18 protein-coding genes are annotated in these 15,352 nt (G+C 68.3%); 8 read left to right on the forward strand and 10 right to left on the reverse strand.

From position 1 onward, the window contains the following. Positions 1–113: 113 nt before the first annotated feature. Genes rplI through rpsF form a run of 3 tightly spaced genes read right to left on the reverse strand, consistent with a single transcriptional unit; the run spans position 114 to position 1,392 of the window. Positions 114–698, reverse strand: a complete 585-nt coding sequence (gene rplI, locus ABN401_RS08890; RefSeq protein ID WP_349684481.1) for a 50S ribosomal protein L9 — start codon at positions 696–698, stop codon at positions 114–116. Position 699: 1 nt separating this feature from the next. Then, positions 700–993, reverse strand: coding sequence for a 30S ribosomal protein S18 (gene rpsR / locus ABN401_RS08895; RefSeq protein ID WP_349684482.1), 294 nt, complete (start codon positions 991–993; stop codon positions 700–702). Between the two features lie 15 nt (positions 994–1,008). Further along, positions 1,009–1,392 carry a 30S ribosomal protein S6 gene (gene rpsF, locus ABN401_RS08900; protein WP_349684483.1) on the reverse strand — a complete coding sequence of 128 codons (384 nt, stop codon included), beginning with the start codon at positions 1,390–1,392 and terminating at the stop codon, positions 1,009–1,011. Positions 1,393–1,643: 251 nt separating this feature from the next. On the opposite strand from rpsF, the gene fabD reads away from it, so the two are divergent. The 7 genes from fabD to gmk all read left to right on the forward strand — a co-directional run bounded on the left by fabD (position 1,644) and on the right by gmk (position 7,185). Further along, positions 1,644–2,594, forward strand: coding sequence for an ACP S-malonyltransferase (gene fabD, locus ABN401_RS08905; protein ID WP_349684484.1), 951 nt, complete (start codon positions 1,644–1,646; stop codon positions 2,592–2,594). A 10-nt stretch (positions 2,595–2,604) separates the two neighbouring features. Further along, complete coding sequence (fabG, locus tag ABN401_RS08910; protein WP_349684485.1) at positions 2,605–3,345, forward strand: 3-oxoacyl-[acyl-carrier-protein] reductase; 741 nt, start codon at positions 2,605–2,607, stop codon at positions 3,343–3,345. Next, a complete protein-coding gene (locus ABN401_RS08915) occupies positions 3,345–3,548 on the forward strand; it encodes a hypothetical protein (protein ID WP_349684486.1) in 204 nt (67 codons plus the stop codon). Before fabG ends, ABN401_RS08915 begins: the two co-directional genes overlap by 1 nt. Positions 3,549–3,719: 171 nt before the next feature. Then, on the forward strand, positions 3,720–3,959 hold the full coding sequence (locus ABN401_RS08920) for an acyl carrier protein (RefSeq protein WP_021697838.1): 240 nt from the start codon (positions 3,720–3,722) through the stop codon (positions 3,957–3,959). A 106-nt stretch (positions 3,960–4,065) separates the two neighbouring features. After that, a complete protein-coding gene (fabF, locus tag ABN401_RS08925) occupies positions 4,066–5,346 on the forward strand; it encodes a beta-ketoacyl-ACP synthase II (protein ID WP_349684487.1) in 1,281 nt (426 codons plus the stop codon). After that, positions 5,346–6,542, forward strand: a complete 1,197-nt coding sequence (mltG, locus tag ABN401_RS08930) for an endolytic transglycosylase MltG (RefSeq protein WP_349684488.1) — start codon at positions 5,346–5,348, stop codon at positions 6,540–6,542. The genes fabF and mltG overlap by 1 nt, the downstream gene beginning before the upstream one ends. 1 nt (position 6,543) lies before the next feature. Beyond that, on the forward strand, positions 6,544–7,185 hold the full coding sequence (gene gmk / locus ABN401_RS08935; protein ID WP_349684489.1) for a guanylate kinase: 642 nt from the start codon (positions 6,544–6,546) through the stop codon (positions 7,183–7,185). Here gmk and ABN401_RS08940 read toward each other — a convergent pair. Both ABN401_RS08940 and ABN401_RS08945 read right to left on the reverse strand, forming a co-directional pair. After that, positions 7,182–7,706, reverse strand: coding sequence for a DUF305 domain-containing protein (locus ABN401_RS08940; RefSeq protein WP_349684490.1), 525 nt, complete (start codon positions 7,704–7,706; stop codon positions 7,182–7,184). The genes gmk and ABN401_RS08940 overlap by 4 nt on opposite strands. Positions 7,707–7,757: 51 nt before the next feature. Further along, positions 7,758–8,894, reverse strand: coding sequence for a pyridoxal phosphate-dependent aminotransferase (locus ABN401_RS08945; RefSeq protein WP_349684491.1), 1,137 nt, complete (start codon positions 8,892–8,894; stop codon positions 7,758–7,760). Between ABN401_RS08945 and ABN401_RS08950 the strand changes: the two genes are divergently transcribed. Further along, positions 8,881–9,483 carry a P-loop nucleotide/nucleoside kinase family protein gene (locus ABN401_RS08950; RefSeq protein ID WP_349684492.1) on the forward strand — a complete coding sequence of 201 codons (603 nt, stop codon included), beginning with the start codon at positions 8,881–8,883 and terminating at the stop codon, positions 9,481–9,483. The two genes, ABN401_RS08945 and ABN401_RS08950, sit on opposite strands and share 14 nt — an antisense overlap. Positions 9,484–9,531: 48 nt before the next feature. Here the strand turns inward: ABN401_RS08950 and ABN401_RS08955 are convergent, their stop codons facing one another. The 5 genes from ABN401_RS08955 to ABN401_RS08975 all read right to left on the reverse strand — a co-directional run bounded on the left by ABN401_RS08955 (position 9,532) and on the right by ABN401_RS08975 (position 15,291). Further along, a complete protein-coding gene (locus ABN401_RS08955) occupies positions 9,532–10,455 on the reverse strand; it encodes a dienelactone hydrolase family protein (RefSeq protein ID WP_349684493.1) in 924 nt (307 codons plus the stop codon). Positions 10,456–10,549: 94 nt separating this feature from the next. Next, the gene (locus ABN401_RS08960; RefSeq protein WP_349684494.1) at positions 10,550–12,049 is read right to left on the reverse strand and encodes an alkaline phosphatase family protein; all 1,500 of its coding nucleotides are present in this window, start codon (positions 12,047–12,049) and stop codon (positions 10,550–10,552) included. Positions 12,050–12,132: 83 nt separating this feature from the next. Then, positions 12,133–12,945 carry a 16S rRNA (adenine(1518)-N(6)/adenine(1519)-N(6))-dimethyltransferase RsmA gene (gene rsmA, locus ABN401_RS08965; RefSeq protein WP_349684495.1) on the reverse strand — a complete coding sequence of 271 codons (813 nt, stop codon included), beginning with the start codon at positions 12,943–12,945 and terminating at the stop codon, positions 12,133–12,135. A gap of 9 nt (positions 12,946–12,954) precedes the next feature. Then, on the reverse strand, positions 12,955–13,950 hold the full coding sequence (pdxA, locus tag ABN401_RS08970; RefSeq protein ID WP_349684496.1) for a 4-hydroxythreonine-4-phosphate dehydrogenase PdxA: 996 nt from the start codon (positions 13,948–13,950) through the stop codon (positions 12,955–12,957). Positions 13,951–13,953: 3 nt separating this feature from the next. Further along, positions 13,954–15,291 (reverse strand): peptidylprolyl isomerase, encoded by a 1,338-nt coding sequence (locus tag ABN401_RS08975; RefSeq protein WP_349684497.1) that lies wholly within the window; start codon positions 15,289–15,291, stop codon positions 13,954–13,956. Between the last annotated feature and the right edge of the window lie 61 nt (positions 15,292–15,352).

Consider the following 15,352-nt stretch of genomic DNA (forward strand, 5'->3'; position numbering starts at 1 on the left):
GTGTCTCACCGGCCCGAGTGCCCGGACGCCCGGACATCGAAAAGGGCGCGCCCCGCTGGAGCGCGCCCTTCAAGATTTCGACGTGGCGGCCGAAGCCGTCGCGCGTCCCCGGATCAGGCCTCGGAGCCGAGACCGTCCTGCTGGCCGGCGCCGCCCTCGACCATGTCGCGGGCCTGTTCGGCGGCGGCGTTGCGATCTTCGTCGTAGGCCGACTTGATCACGTCCTCGCCCTTGGCCTGACGCTCGGCCTCGTCGGCCGAACGGGCGATGTTGATCTTGACCGTGGCCGAGACCTCGGCGTGCAGGCGCACGACGACTTCGTGGACGCCCAACGTCTTGATCGCGGTGTTGAGCGCGATCTGGCTGCGCTCGACCTTGCCGCCTTCGGCCTGGATGGCCTCGGAGACGTCGCGACCGGCGACCGATCCGTAGAGCTGACCGGTTTCGCCGGCCTGGCGGATCATGACGTAGGTCTGGCCGTCGATCTTGTCGGCGACCTTCTGGGCCTCGGCCTTGTTCTTCTCGTTGCGGGCCTCGATGGCGGCGCGGTCGAGTTCGAACTTCTCCAGGTTCTTGGAGGTGGCGCGAAGGGCCTTTTCCCGCGGCAGCAGGAAGTTGCGGGCGAAGCCGTCCTTGACGGTGACGACGTCGCCGATGGCGCCGAGGTTCTCGACGCGTTCGAGCAGAACGACCTTCATCTTACTTCACCACATAAGGCAGGAGGGCCAGATAGCGGGCGCGCTTGATGGCCTTGGCCAGTTCGCGCTGCTTGATCTGGGACACGGCGGTGATGCGCGAGGGCACGATCTTGCCGCGTTCGGAAATGTAACGCTGGAGCAGCTTGACGTCCTTGTAGTCGATCTTCGGCGCGCCTTCGCCCGAGAACGGGCAGGTCTTGCGACGACGATTGAAGGGACGACGGCCACCGCCGGAGGCGTTGACGGGTGTGCCGGGCGTGTTGCCCGAGGCGGATGCGGAATAGGTGTCGGACATATCTGTGATCCCTTCTTACGCGGCCACTTCGGCGTCTTCACGCGGCGTGCGCTCGCGATCGCGCTCACGCTCGCGCTCGCGGCGGGCCAAGAGCGGCGACAGCTCCAGGTCCAGCTCCTCGACGCGGACGGTCAGCCAGCGCAGAACGTCCTCATTGATGCCCAGCTGACGCTCGACCTCAGCCATGGCGGCGGGCGGGCAGTCGATGGCCAGCAGCGAATAGTGCGCCTTGCGGTTCTTCTTGACCCGATAGGTCAGGTTCCTGAGACCCCAGTACTCGATCTTGGCGACGGTGCCGCCGCCGGCCACGATCAGGTCCTTGATGGTGTCGTTCAGGGCTTCGGCCTGTTGCGCGCTGATATCCTGGCGCGACATGACCGTGTGCTCGTAAAGAGCCATAGAGCAGTCTCCCTTGTGGGGCGTCGGCGCGGACGGACCGGGTTAAAGTCCAAATCCACGATGGATCCCGAGGCGGCGGCCGGGAGGACTTCCCGAACCCTTTGGAGTTCCGCTCCGGGACCGAAGCCCTGGAAAGCGGGCGCATATAGGGGAAAAGGGGGCCAGTAGCAACCGGTGGGCCGTCCAGCTTGCCGAGGTCCTTCAACCGGCCTACCCCTCCGCGCTTCTGACAACCCTTTACGGACCCACTCATGACCCTCGCCCTCCTGTTCCCCGGCCAAGGCAGCCAGGCGGTCGGCATGGGGGCGGCGCTGGCCGACGCCTTCGCCTCGGCGCGCGAGGTGTTCGCCGAAGTGGATCAGTCGCTGGGGCAGGACCTGTCGGGCCTGATGCGGAACGGGCCCGAGGATCAGCTGACCCTGACCGAGAACGCCCAGCCGGCCCTGATGGCGGTGTCGCTGGCGGTGATTCGCGTGCTGGACAAGGAGTTCGGGGTCGGCTTGGACCGAGCGGGCTTCGTCGCCGGACATTCGCTGGGCGAGTATTCGGCGCTGGCGGCCGTGGGCGCGCTGTCGCTGAGCGACACGGCGCGTCTGCTGAAGCTGCGCGGTCAGGCCATGCAGCGGGCGGTGCCGGTCGGACAGGGGGCGATGGCCTCGCTGATCGGGCCCAAGACGGATCTGGCCCTGGCCGAGGCCGCCGCTGCGGCGGGTGCCGAAGTCGGGGTCTGCGTCGTGGCCAACGACAATAACAACGGCAATGTGGTCATCTCCGGCGAGAAGGCCGCTGTGGATCGCGCCATCGAGAAGGCCAAGGAACTTGGGGCGCGGGCGATCCCGCTGAACGTCTCGGCGCCCTTCCACTGTCCGCTGATGCAACCGGCCGCAGACGAGATGGCGACGGCCCTGGCAGCGGCGGCGCTGAATGCGCCGTTTGTGCCAGTGGTGGCCAACGTCACCGCTCGGCCCGAGCGGGACGCCGACACGATCCGCCGCCTGCTGGTCGAACAGGTCACGGGCCGGGTGCGCTGGCGCGAATCGATGGAATGGATGGCGACGCAGGGAGGCGTCACCCGCTTCGTCGAGATCGGCTCGGGCAAGGTGCTGACCGGCATGGCCAAGCGGATCGCGCCCGACGCCGAAAGCCTGGCGCTCAACACGCCCGAAGACATCGCGGCGTTTGCCGCCTCGCTGGCGCAGTAAGGAGAAAGCCATGTTCGACCTGACGGGCAAGACCGCCCTTGTGACCGGGGCCACCGGCGGCATCGGTGGTGCCATCGCCCGCGCTCTTCATGCTCAGGGCGCGACCGTCGTCCTGTCCGGCACGCGCGAGGCGGTGCTGGCCGAGATCGCCGGCGAACTGGGCGAGCGGGCCTTCGTCGCCGCCGCCAACCTGTCGGATGCCGCCTCGGTCGACGGTCTGGTGGGCCGGGCCGAAGAGGTCGCGGGCGCGCCGCTGGACATCCTGGTGGCCAACGCCGGGATCACCAGGGACGGCCTGCTGCTGCGCATGAAAGACGAGGATTTCCAGTCGGTGCTGACTGTCAATCTGGAGAGCTATTTCCGTCTGAGCCGCGCCGCGCTGAAGGGCATGATGAAACGCCGGGTCGGGCGGATCATCGGCATCACCTCCGTCGTCGGGGTGACCGGCAACGGCGGCCAGACCAACTACGCGGCGTCCAAGGCCGGCATGATCGGATTCTCCAAATCGCTGGCCCAGGAAGTCGGCAGCCGAGGCGTGACGGTCAACTGCATCGCCCCGGGTTTCATCGCTTCGCCCATGACCGACGTGCTGAACGAGCAGCAGCGCGAGGGCATCCTGAGGAACATCCCCGCCGGGCGCCTGGGCGAGGGACCGGAGATCGCTGCCGCCGCCGTCTATCTGGCCTCCGACGAGGCCGCCTACGTCACCGGGCAAACGCTGCACGTCAACGGCGGGATGGCGATGATCTGATGATCGTCCTTCGTTATCTGGCCACGATCCTCTGCGGCCCGCTGTTGCTGGTCGGAATCATCTGGGTGTTGCAGGGGCTGAATATCCTCCCCGGCAGTTTCATGACCGGCCAGATCATCTGGGCCATCTACGGCGCGCCGATGGCCCTGGCGGGGGCAGGCCTGCTTTGGTGGGTCAATCGCCGACCGACCGGGCTCAAGTAGCGCGACCGCGCGATAGCCCATCAACAGTCTATTTCCCCCCGCGAGGGGTGTGCTAAAGGCTCGGCAACCGGTTGGGTCATGCGGGCGTTGCCCCTTGCGCAAGCGGGGCCGTCGTGAGACGGCAGACAATCACTACGCCGCCCCGGGCGGCCCCATAAGGCAGAGACACCCATGTCCGACACCCTGGAACGCGTCCGCAAGATCGTCATCGACCACCTGGACGCCGATCCGGACAAGGTCACCGAAAAGGCCAGCTTCATCGACGACCTGGGCGCCGACTCGCTCGACAACGTCGAACTGGTCATGGCTTTCGAGGAAGAGTTCGACATCGAGATCCCCGACGACGCCGCCGAGCACATCCAGACCGTCGGCGACGCGGTCAAGTTCATCGACGAGAAGACCGCGGGCTGAACCGCGCTTCACTCGGCAGCCGATGGCCGCCCGGCGCTCCTAGCGGAGAGGCCCGGCGGCCATTACTGTTTCTGAATCACGCTTGAAGGTGCCGGAGGTCGAATCCATGCGTCGCGTCGTCGTCACCGGTCTCGGCCTTGTCACGCCCCTCGGCACGGGCGTCGAACACAGCTGGCAGGGGATCGTCGAAGGTCGCTCGGGCATTCGTCCGATCACCGCCTTCGATACCGAAGGCTTTGGCTGCACCATCGCGGGCGAGGTGCCCAGCGTGGATGGGCGCGGCGGCGGCGGAGCGGACGTGCCCGGCAGCTTCGATCCCGACGCCATCATGTCGCCGAAGGAGCGCAAGCGGGTCGACGACTTCATCCTGTTCGGCATCGCCGCAGCGGATGAGGCGCTAAACGACGCGAACTGGCATCCCGAGAGCGACGAGGACAAGGAACGCACCGGCGTCATGATGGGCGCCGGGATCGGCGGTCTGGGCCCCATCGCTGACAGCGCCCAGATACTGGCCGAGAGTGGCCCCCGGCGGATCAGCCCCTTCTTCATCCCCTCGGCCCTGATCAATCTGGTCTCGGGCCAGATTTCGATCCGGCATCAGTTGAAGGGCCCGAACCACGCGGTCGTGACGGCCTGCGCCTCGGGCGTCCACGCCATCGGCGACGCGGCCCGGATGATCGCCTTCGACGACGCCGACGTGATGGTGGCGGGTGGGGCCGAGAGTTCCATCGTGCCGATCGGCATCGCCGGCTTCCTGGCCTGCAAGGCCCTGTGCACCGCCTACAACGACACGCCGGAGAAGGCGTCGCGCCCCTATGACCGGGGCCACGCCGGCTTCGTCATGGGCGAGGGGGCGGGCGTCCTGGTCCTGGAGGAGTACGAGCACGCCAGGGCGCGCGGGGCCAAGATCTATGCCGAGGTGATCGGATACGGCATGAGTGGCGACGCCTATCATATCACCGCTCCGTCCGAGGACGGCGACGGGGCCTACCGGGCCATGAAGGCGGCCGTGAAGCGGGCGGGCATCGACGTGACCGACATCGACTACGTCAACGCCCACGGCACCTCGACCATGGCCGACTGGATCGAGTTGCGCGCGGTCGAGCGGCTGATGGGCAACCATGCCGGCCATGTCGCCATGTCCTCGACCAAGTCCATGACCGGCCATCTGCTGGGCGCGGCCGGTGCCATCGAGGCGGTGTTCAGCGTGTTGGCCATTCGCGACCAGATCGCCCCGCCCACGATCAATCTGGATGACCCGGAACACGAAACCGCCATCGACCTCGTGCCACACAAGGGTAAGCCCATGGAGATCGACGTGGCCATGTCCAACAGCTTCGGGTTCGGCGGCACCAACGCCTCCATCCTGTTCCGCAAGGTGGCCTGATGGCGTCCGGGGGGGCGCCGGGGGCGAAGAAGCGTCCCGGCCTGATCGCGGCTCTGCTGGCGGCCTCGGCGACGTTCAGCCTGTTCCTGATCGCGGCCCTGGCCTGGGCCTGGAGCGTCTACTATTCGCCGGGCCCGCCTGCGCGCGACGGGGAGGCGACCGTCGTCACCCTGCCCAGCGGATCGGGCGTCTCGGCCATCGCGGCGCGTCTGAAGAACGCCGGCGTCATTCGGTCGGTCGACATGTTCAGGGCCGCCGCGACCCTCACCGGGGCGGACCGGCGGCTGAGGGCGGGCGAGTACGAGGTGCCCAGCCGGGCGTCGCTGAAGACGGTCATCGGCCTGCTGACCGACGGCCGGGTCGTTCGCCACTTCGTGACCATCCCCGAGGGCTGGTCCTCGGCCCAGGCGGTCGACATCCTGAACGCCGAGCCGGTCCTGACCGGAACGATCGACGAAATCCCCGAAGAGGGGTCTCTATGGGCCGAGACCTATGAGGTCACGCGCGGCGAGACGCGCCAGGCCGTCGTCGCCCGCATGCAGCGTGCGGCCGAGGAGAACCTCGCCGAGCTGTGGGCGGCTCGGAGCCCCGACACCGTGGTCCGCACGCCCGAAGAGGCCGTGATCCTGGCTTCCATCGTCGAGAAGGAAACCGGCGTCGGGGCGGAGCGGCCGCGCGTCGCCGCCGTCTTCTCCAACCGCATCCGGCTGGGCATGCGGCTGGAGAGCGATCCGACCATCATCTACGGCATCACCCAGGGCCGGCCGCTGGGCCGCGGCATCCGGCGCTCGGAGCTGGAGCGGGACACAGGCTACAACACCTATCTGATCGACGGCCTGCCGCCGACGCCCATCGCCAATCCGGGACGCCAGTCGCTGGAGGCGGTGCTCAATCCTCCGCGCACGGACGACCTGTTCTTCGTCGCCGACGGCACGGGCGGCCACGCCTTCGCCCGGACCTATGAGGAGCATCTGAGGAACGTCGCCCGGTGGCGCGCGATCGAGGCGCAGCGCGCCGGAGCGCCGGCCGAGACGGTTCCCCCAAGCGTCGTTCCGAACGCGCCCATCGAGGCCGCGCCTGCGCCGGCCGGAGACGCCGTCATCACCATGCAGCCGCCCGGGGCCTTGCGTCCCGCGACGCCCGCGCGCACCACCGTGCCTTCCCCGACCCAGACCAGCCCTTCGGCCCAAGGTTAGAATGTCCAATGACCGCACGCCCCGCCGGGGCGTCCTCCTGATCGTCGCCAGCCCGTCCGGCGCCGGCAAGACCAGCCTGTGCCGCCGCCTGATGGCCGACCACGGGGGTCTGGAACTGTCCGTCTCGATGACCACGCGCGATATCCGCCCGGGCGAGGTGGCCGGCCGTGACTATCATTTCGTCGACCATGCCGCGTTTCAGCGCGGCATCGACGCCGACGCCTTCCTGGAATGGGCCGACGTCCACGGCAATCGCTATGGCAGCCCCCGCGCGCCGGTCGACAAGGCCTTGTCCGAGGGTAGGGACGTCCTGTTCGACATCGACTGGCAAGGGGCCCGCCAGATCGCCGAGAAATGCCCGGGCGACGCCGTGCGCGTCTTCATCCTGCCGCCCAGCCTGGAGGAGTTGCGCCGCCGCCTGGTGACCCGGTCGCAGGACGCCGACGAGGTCATCGAGCGGCGCATCAAGAACGCCAAGGGCGAGATCGAGCACTGCGCGGAGTTCGACTATGTCTTCGTCAACGACGACTTCGACCGGTCCTATGCCGAGCTGGCGCACATTTATCATGCCGAGCGCAGCCGCCGGTTCAGGAATACCTGGGTCGAGGCCTATCGCGAAGGGCTGCTGTCGGAAGACGTCTAACTCAGCCGGGTCTCGACCGATGGCGCGCCGGATGATGAATCGGCCGGCGGCAGGGTCTGCGAGCCGGAGGGCACCGGCTCGCTCGAGAGCTCGGCGATCAGGGTCTCCATTTCGGCGATCTCGCGAATCTGGGCGTCGATGATCCGATCGGCCAGGTCCCTGACGCGCGGATCCCGGATCTGGGCGCGACGCGAGGTCATCACCGCGATCGAATGATGAGGGATCATGGCCTTCATGTATGAGACGTCGTCGACCGTTCGCTGGCTGCGCACCAACGTCAGCGAACCGGCGAACACCACGGTGGCGGCGGCCAGAATGGCGATGTTCGCGCGGCGATTCGGGTACATCGAGAACATGTAACCCATCATGATCAGGGCCATCACCGCCCCCATCAGCAGGGCCATCCAGGCGCGCGTCTGGCTGAACCAGACGTGGTCCATGGCATAGGTGTTCAGGTACATCAGCCCGAACATCACCACCGTGGAGGTGGCGATCATCAGAGCGAAGCGAGGATAGGTCACGACGGTCTCTCCATAAGCGATGCGTGACCAACGCATCTCCGGAGGAACCGATCAGAGGGGCGGTCTGGCCGCGAACCAGGGTTCCATCCGGCGAAGCGCCTCCTCGATCTCGGGCGTCGAGACGGCGAAGCTGAAGCGCATGAAGCGGTGGCCCTCGACGGGGTCGAAGTCGACGCCGGGGGCCGTGGCGACGCCCGTGTCCCTCAGCAGGGCCTCGCAGAAGCCAACGCTGTCGTCGGTCAGATGGCCGATGTCGGCCCAGATGTAGAAGGCGCCGTCGGGCGGGGCGATGGTCTTCAGCCCCAGGCGCGGCATGGCCGCCAGCATCCGCTCGCGGTTGGCGCGATAGACGGCGATATGGCCCTCGAGCACCTCATCCTCGTCCATGGCCACCAGGCCCGCGTGCTGGCTCAGCGACGGCGGGGTCAGAAACAGGTTGCCGATATAGGCCCTGGCCGTCTCGATGTGGTGGCCGGGCACCAGCAGCCAGCCCAGCCGCCACCCCGCCATGCTCCAGTATTTCGAGAAGCTGTTGATGACCATGGCGTCCGGCGCGTGCGCCAGCATCGTCGGCTGGGGCCCGATATAGCTGAGGCCGTGATAGATCTCGTCCGAGATGATCTGAATATTCCGTATACGGCATATATCGGCGATGCGGGCCAGTTCCTCGTCGGCGATGACCGATCCGGTGGGGTTGGCGGGGCTGGCGACGATCAGCCCGGCCGGGGCGGGGTCCAGCGCCTCGATCGCCGCCGCCGTCAGCTGATAGTGCTCGGCCGGTCCGCAGGCGATCTCGACCGCCTGCATGTTCAGCCCCTTCACGACGTTGCGATAGGCGACGTAGCCGGGCCGGGCCATGGCGATCCGGTCGCCGGGCTGGAACCGCGACGACAGGGCCAGCACCAGGGCCGGTGAGGCGCCGCACGTCAGCAGCAGCCGGTCGGGGGTGACCTCGACGCCGTAGCGATCCTGATACAGCCGCGCGATCCGCGCCTTCAGCGGCGCGCTTTCCCAATAGCCCATGCCGTCTTGACCCAGCACCCGCTGCGCCTGTGCGATCGCGCGGGGAGGGGCTCCGGTCGAGGGTTGGCCGAACTCCATGTGGATAACGCTGCGTCCCTCCGCCTTCAGGGCGTGGGCCAGGCGGCTGATGACGATGGCGCGGAAGGGCTCGATGGCGGTGGTCATGCCCGGCTGTCTAGCGGTGGGCGGGCTGGAAGACGAGAGGCGGGCCGGCTATCGTCGCGGCATGCGTTTGATCTTCATCCATGGCACCGCCGCGGCGGGCAAGTTCACTGTCGGCCGCGAACTGGCTCGGCTGACGGGACTGCCCCTGTTTCACAACCACCTGGTGGTCGATGCCGTCACCGCTGTCTTTCCGTTCGGAACCGACCCGTTCATCCGTCTGCGCGAGAGCTTCTGGGTCCAGACGTTCGCCGAAGCGGCCAAGGCCGACCGTTCGCTGATCTTCACTTTCCAGCCGGAGCCGACGGTCTCGCCGGGCTTTCCCGATCAGGTGCGCGAGATCGTCGAGGGCCATGACGGCTCCCTGTTCATGGTCGCCCTCGATGTGTCCGCCGCCGCGCAGGAGCGACGGATCGGCGATCCGGGCCGAGCGAAATTCGGCAAGCTGGTATCACGGGATCTTCTGCGTGAGCTGCGGGAGAGCTTCGACGCCAGCATGGCGGCCATGCCGGCTCCCGACCTCAGGATTGACACCGAGTCCTGCGATCCGATCGACGCCGCCACACGCATCCGGGATATCGCCGGCCTCTGACAAAGGCTCTGACGATCAGGCTCGAGCCCGGCACCTGGCCTGTCCGCCTCAAGCCGTAATCCTGTTGCGCGTGTGCATGTTGAACCACGCCAGCGTCCGGTCCCAGGCCTGGGCGGCGGTGGTCGGGTTGTAGCGTTCCGGCGTCGCGTCATTGAAGAAGCCATGGACCGATGCGGGCCACAGGTGACCCTCGTGCGTCACGCCGTGCCGCTCGAGCTCGGCAATCTGGGCCGGATAGGCCTCGGCCAGGCGCGTATCCAGCGCCCCGTGGTGGATCAGGATGGCGGCGCGGATGGCGGGCACCAGCTCCGGCGGCGTGGCCCCGCCGTAGAAGGGCGCGGCGGCGGCGAGCTCGGTCCCCATCATGCCGGCGAGCAGGTTGGACTGGGCCCCGCCGAAGCAGAAGCCGGTCGCCGCGATCCGCCCGTTGCAGTCCGGCCGCGCCTTCAGCCAGCGCGCCGCCGCGATCAGATCTTGCGTCATCTTGTTCCGGTCCAGCGAGGCGAACAACTGGCCACCCTGATAGTCGTCGCCCGGATAGCCGCCGACGCTGGTCAGGGTGTCGGGCGCGAAGGCCATGAAGTTCGCCAGGGCGAAGCGGCGCGCCACGTCCTCGGTGTGCGGGTTCAGCCCCCGGTTCTCGTGGATCACGACGACGCCGGGCAGGCGGGCGGGCTCGGCGCTGCGCGAGTCCGCGCTGAACGGCCGGACCAGATAGCCCCGGATGAAGCCATATCCGTCCGGTGACGGCACGGTGACGTAGGAGGCGCGGATGCGTTCGTCCTCGCGCGCCACCTGCTGGCCCAGCGCATAGTTGGGCATCAGGGCTTCGACGATGACCGAGGCGGTCAGGCCCGCGACGGCATAGCGGCTGACGCCCCGGGCGAAGGCGCGGCGATCGATCTCGCCATGGATGAAGCGGGTGTAGAGGTCCACGGCTTCGGCCGGGATCTTCTTCTTGTCGTCGCTCATGTCCGCCCCCCGTTACGTCCCTCCTGCCGGAGACATTGGCAATCTGGATCAAGGCGCGGTTGGAAGCCACCGGTTCCAGCGCCGCAGGTCGCCGTCAGTCGTTCGGCTGTTCGTCATTCGAAGGGGGCTGCTGCATGGCCCAGGCCATCACATGATAGATCAGATGCTGCTCGATCGTGCCCTGGAACAGATGGGCCCAGGGCCCGGCCGCGCGCACCGCGACATCCTCGCCGCCATGGCTTGCCGAGCCGAGAGGCACCAAGGACTGTTGTCGGTACTCCAGCGACGTCGTGTCCGAGGCGCCGGGATCGGGACGGGCTCCGATGACGGCGCCCGGGCCGTTGGCGTATCCGAGGGTCGTGTAGGGGTGGCCGTCGCGGGCCTGGGCCTGACGTCCATCGACGTCCACCACCAGGCCCAGGATCGGATTCCCGCGCTGCGGATAGCCGGCCATGGTGAAGTTGTGGCTGTGATCGGCCGTGACGATCACCAAGGTGTCCGACAGATCGACCCGCGCCATCACGGCCGCGACGGCGCGGTCGAGCTCAACGGTCTCGCTGAGCGCCAGGGCAGCACCGCCCAGATGGTGGGCGTGATCGATCCGGCCCGCTTCGACCATGAGCACATAGCCGTCGTCGCCATCGAGAAGATCGATGGCCTTGAGCGTCATCTCCGTCAGCGAGGGCTCGCCTGCGGAGTCCTGATCGCGCAGCGCCTCGAACTCCATGTGATCGCGCTCGAACAGGCCCAGCACGGGACGCGCCGTGGCCAACTCGGCGAACTGGCCAGCGTTCCAGATATAGCGACCCTGCGGATGGCGGGCTCGCCATTCCTGTGTCAGGTCGCGACCGTCGTCCCTCAGGCCCCGGCTCTGCAAATCCTCCGGGTCGTATGCCGTGTCGGGCAGAAACTGCGCGCGGCCGCCGCCCAGAATGACGTCCAGGCCATCGCCGTGCGGCCACTCGACCATCTGACGGGCGATGTCGATGCACCCGGCCGCCCTGGCCTCGGCCGGCAGTTCGCTGCTGTTCTCCCAGTCGCGATTGGCGATATGGGCGAAGGCCGCGGCTGGCGTCGCGTGTGTGATGCGCGCCGTCGAGACGACGCCGGTTCGAAGACCCGCCGCCTCGGCCTGGGCGAAGATCGACACCACCTCGCGGCCTCTCGATCCTTCGCAGTCATTGAGCGCGACGGTCTGGTCCAGGCCGATGATGTCGTTGCGGGTCTTCACGCCTGCGACCATGGCCGTCGCCGTCGGCGCGGAGTCCGAAACCTGGGCGTCGTGCGAATAGGTCCGCACCAGGGCCGAGTAGGGCAGGCGGTCCATGGCGGTCCAGGTCGATTCGCCGTCGCGTCCGGCCCCCTGGCCCTGATGGATGCGCGCGGCCGTCAGGGTGCTGACGCCCATGCCGTCGCCGATGAACAGGATGATGTTTCGCGCCGGTCCGGTGACCGGCTGGGTCCGCAAGCGGGCCTCCAGGTCGGCCCGCGCCTCGACGAAATAGCTGTCGGCGGCCTGGGGCGGCTCTTGGGCGACGGAGGCATGGCCCGAGAGCCCGACGAGGGCGGTGGTCAGGACGGCGCGCATCAGCATGAGAAACTCCACTCTACGGGTGTCCGAGGGCTAGTCGCCGCCGATGACAGTTTCTTGCCGATCGGCATAGAAGCGGTCGGGACTCACATCCCCAGTGTCGCGGCCAGCCTCAGGAACCCCCCGATGTCGATCGTCTCGGCCCGCGCGTCGGGGTCGATCCCGGCGGCCTCGCACAGGGCTCCGCCGCCCAATGGTTTCAGACTCGAGCGGAGCATCTTGCGACGCTGGCCGAAGGCGGCGGCGGTGACCCGCTCCAGACGCTTTTGCAGCTCGGGCGGCGGACGGTCCGGGCGGGGAATCAGGTGCACGACGGCCGAGGCCACCTTTGGCGGCGGAGTGAAGGCGGCGGCGGGCAGATGCATCACGATCCTGGCGCTGGCCGTCGCCTGGGAGATCACGGCGAGGCGGCCATAGGCCTCGTCACCCGGCGCGGCCACGATCCTGTCCGCGACCTCCTTCTGGAACATCAGCGTCAGGGACAGGGGCGTCCACGGCCCCGTCAGCCATTTGATCAGCAGGGGCGTGCCGACGTTGTAGGGCAGGTTGGACACAAGATGCGCCGGGCCCTCGACCAGATCGGCCTCGCGGACCTTCAGCGCGTCGCCCTCGACGATCGCCAGCCGTCCGTCGCCGTCGTCGAGCTCGGACAGCAGGGGCAGGAAGCGGGGGTCCTTCTCGACCAGGACCAGCCGACCCAGATCGCTTTCCAGCAGGGCGCGGGTCAGGCCGCCAGGGCCGGGGCCGACCTCGATGACGGCGCGGCCCTCGAACGGGCCTGCCAACCGCACGATCTTTCGCGTCACGTTCAGGTCCAGCAGGAAATGCTGGCCGAAGCTCTTCCTGGCCAACAGGCCGTGGGCTTCCAGGGATTCGCGCAAGGTCGGGAGGTCGGTCACCGCGCCCTGTTAGCGGCTGGCGCGCGCCGCCGCCATCTCGGACGCCAGACAGATCGCGGCGATCAGGCTGTCGGGGCGGGCCACGCCCTTGCCCGCGATCTCGAAACCCGTGCCGTGGTCGGGCGAGGTGCGCACGATCGGCAGTCCCAGGGTGGCGTTCACCCCGCCCCAGAAGTCCAGTGTCTTGACCGGGATCAGGGCCTGGTCGTGATACAGGCAGATCGCCGCGTCGTAGGTGGCGCGCGCCTCGTCATGGAACATCGTGTCGGCCGGCAGAGGGTCGGTGATGGCGATGCCCTCGGCGCGCAGGGCCTCGGCGGCGGGCCGTAGCACCTCGATCTCCTGCAGGCCCAGCGCGCCGTTTTCGCCGGCATGTGGATTGAGGGCGGCCATCGCCAGGCGGGGACGGGCGATGCCGAAGTCGCGTCTCATGGCCTCGTGGACGACGCGCGCCGTTCGCTTGACCCGTTCGGCCGTGACCATCTCCGGCACCTGGTCCAGCGGGAGATGGATGGTGACCAGACAGGCCCGCAGATCCCGGGCGGTCAGCATCATGACCGGACCCCGCGTCCCATCGAGCGGCGCGTCGGCCGTCAGTTCGGCGATGAACTCGGTATGGCCGGGGAAGCGGAAGCCGGCGGCATAGAGCGGAGCCTTGGCGATCGGGGCCGTCACCAGGCCGGACGCGTCTCCTGACAGGCACAGGGCTACCGATTTCTCGATCCAGTCGGCGACGACACCGGCATTGCGGACATCCGGCGTTCCCGCCGTGACGGGCGCCGGCGCGGGATGATGCAGCACGGGCAGAGCTCTGCCGAAGCTCGTGGCCGCTTCGGATGGATGGTCGATCTCCGACACAGCGATGCCTTGGGCCGCCAACAGCCAGGCGTCGCCCACGACGAAGAACGGAGCTTCGGACCTCAGCGCGGTCCAGGCCTTGGCGACGACCTCGGGTCCGATCCCGGCGGGTTCGCCCAGGCTCAGGACCAGAGGGGCCCGCGACACGACCTACTTCAGTTCGATCAGGGCGTCGGCGCGAAGGTCGCGCAGATAGCGACGGGCCAGCATGGCCAGGTTCTGGTTCCGCAACCGCGCTTCGACTTCGTTATAGGTCGGCACCTCTGCGCCGCCGACGCGGCGTCCGCAGACCGCCACCAGGTGCAGGCCCAGCGGCGTGCGGATCGGGCTCGAGATGGTGCCGACTTCGGCCGACCGCGCGACCTGCTGGAACTGGGGCGCGAGGTTCGCCACATCGGCCTCGCCAAGATCCGAGCCGAGAAGACCGGCTTCCGACGACGTCCGCTGGATCAGGTTATCGCACGTCAGGCTGGGCTGCAGGGCCGTCAGTCGCTGGGTGGCCGCCGCCACGTCGGCCTCGGCGGCGGTTTCCGGCAGTTCGATCATGGCCTGCTTCAGGGCGACCAGGCTGGTCGCCGCGCCCGCGCGCTTGTCGCGCATGTAGATGATGTAGACGCCACCCTCGACAGGGATCGGACGCGACAGCTGGCCCGTGTCCAGGCTGTCGAGCGCGGCCTGCAGCGCGGGCTGGACGGTGCCCTGAACGATCCAGCCCGCGTCGCCGCCGCGTGCGGCGGACGGGGCGGCCGAGAACTGTCGCGCCACCGCCTGGAACGGCGCGCCCTGGACCATCTGGGCGACCAGTTGTTCGGCCCCGTTCAAGGCGGCCTGCTGGCCCCCGACGCGGGCGGCCTCGATGTAGATCTCGCCGATCAGATACTGGGGCTTGGACGCGGCCTCGGACAGCTGACGCAGGTTCTGCTCGACCTGGGCGCGGCTGACCCGCGCGCGGCTGTTGAAGCGGCCACCCACCAGCTGTCGCCAGCCGATCTCGGTCCGCAGCTGCTCGCGCAGCTGATCCGGGCGAATGCCGCCCTGGGCCAGGAAGCCGACGTATTGTTCGACCGTCGTCCCGGCGTCCTGCGCCATGGCCGCGATCTCCTGGTTCACCTCTTCGTCGGTGATGATCAGCTGCTCGAAGTTGGCGATCTCCTGGGCTTGTAGCCGCTCTTCGATCAAAGCCTGCAACGCCTGCTGCTGGATCGCGGGAATGTTCTCCTCGGTCGGCTGGACCTGGCTCATGGCGATGACGGTCAGCATGCGCTGCCGCAGATCGAAGCCGGTGATGATCTGGTCGTTGACGGTGGCGACGATCCCGTCCGCCAGCCGGAACTCGGGCGCCGGCGCAGTCGGGGCGACGGGGGCCTGCTCCGCGGCAGGGTCCAATGTGCCGGCCGCCTGCGCGGGCGCGACTCCGCCCGTCGTCGATTGGGCCACCGCAGAGCCGGCGACCAGCGCGGCCATCGCGACCCCGGTCGTAAAACGCATCAAACCCATGGTCAGTCCTGGTTCCTTCGAAGCCTCGCGGACCGGTTGCTCACCGGTCAGG

The sequence above is a fragment of the Brevundimonas aurifodinae genome (assembly GCF_040195595.1).
Classification (GTDB): Bacteria; Pseudomonadota; Alphaproteobacteria; order Caulobacterales; family Caulobacteraceae; genus Brevundimonas; species Brevundimonas aurifodinae.

Excerpts from the sequence above, each read along its gene's own strand:
- fabD (WP_349684484.1), top strand. The coding sequence starts at position 1,644 with ATGACCCTCGCCCTCCTGTTCCCCGGCCAAGGCAGCCAGGCGGTCGGC.
- rpsR (WP_349684482.1), bottom strand. The coding sequence starts at position 993 with ATGTCCGACACCTATTCCGCATCCGCCTCGGGCAACACGCCCGGCACA.
- ABN401_RS08950 (WP_349684492.1), top strand. The coding sequence starts at position 8,881 with ATGGCGGTGGTCATGCCCGGCTGTCTAGCGGTGGGCGGGCTGGAAGAC.
- fabG (WP_349684485.1), top strand. The coding sequence starts at position 2,605 with ATGTTCGACCTGACGGGCAAGACCGCCCTTGTGACCGGGGCCACCGGC.
- ABN401_RS08945 (WP_349684491.1), bottom strand. The coding sequence starts at position 8,894 with ATGACCACCGCCATCGAGCCCTTCCGCGCCATCGTCATCAGCCGCCTG.
- ABN401_RS08960 (WP_349684494.1), bottom strand. The coding sequence starts at position 12,049 with ATGCTGATGCGCGCCGTCCTGACCACCGCCCTCGTCGGGCTCTCGGGC.
- ABN401_RS08915 (WP_349684486.1), top strand. The coding sequence starts at position 3,345 with ATGATCGTCCTTCGTTATCTGGCCACGATCCTCTGCGGCCCGCTGTTG.
- ABN401_RS08955 (WP_349684493.1), bottom strand. The coding sequence starts at position 10,455 with ATGAGCGACGACAAGAAGAAGATCCCGGCCGAAGCCGTGGACCTCTAC.
- rpsF (WP_349684483.1), bottom strand. The coding sequence starts at position 1,392 with ATGGCTCTTTACGAGCACACGGTCATGTCGCGCCAGGATATCAGCGCG.
- ABN401_RS08920 (WP_021697838.1), top strand. The coding sequence starts at position 3,720 with ATGTCCGACACCCTGGAACGCGTCCGCAAGATCGTCATCGACCACCTG.
- mltG (WP_349684488.1), top strand. The coding sequence starts at position 5,346 with ATGGCGTCCGGGGGGGCGCCGGGGGCGAAGAAGCGTCCCGGCCTGATC.
- rplI (WP_349684481.1), bottom strand. The coding sequence starts at position 698 with ATGAAGGTCGTTCTGCTCGAACGCGTCGAGAACCTCGGCGCCATCGGC.
- fabF (WP_349684487.1), top strand. The coding sequence starts at position 4,066 with ATGCGTCGCGTCGTCGTCACCGGTCTCGGCCTTGTCACGCCCCTCGGC.
- ABN401_RS08975 (WP_349684497.1), bottom strand. The coding sequence starts at position 15,291 with ATGCGTTTTACGACCGGGGTCGCGATGGCCGCGCTGGTCGCCGGCTCT.
- gmk (WP_349684489.1), top strand. The coding sequence starts at position 6,544 with ATGTCCAATGACCGCACGCCCCGCCGGGGCGTCCTCCTGATCGTCGCC.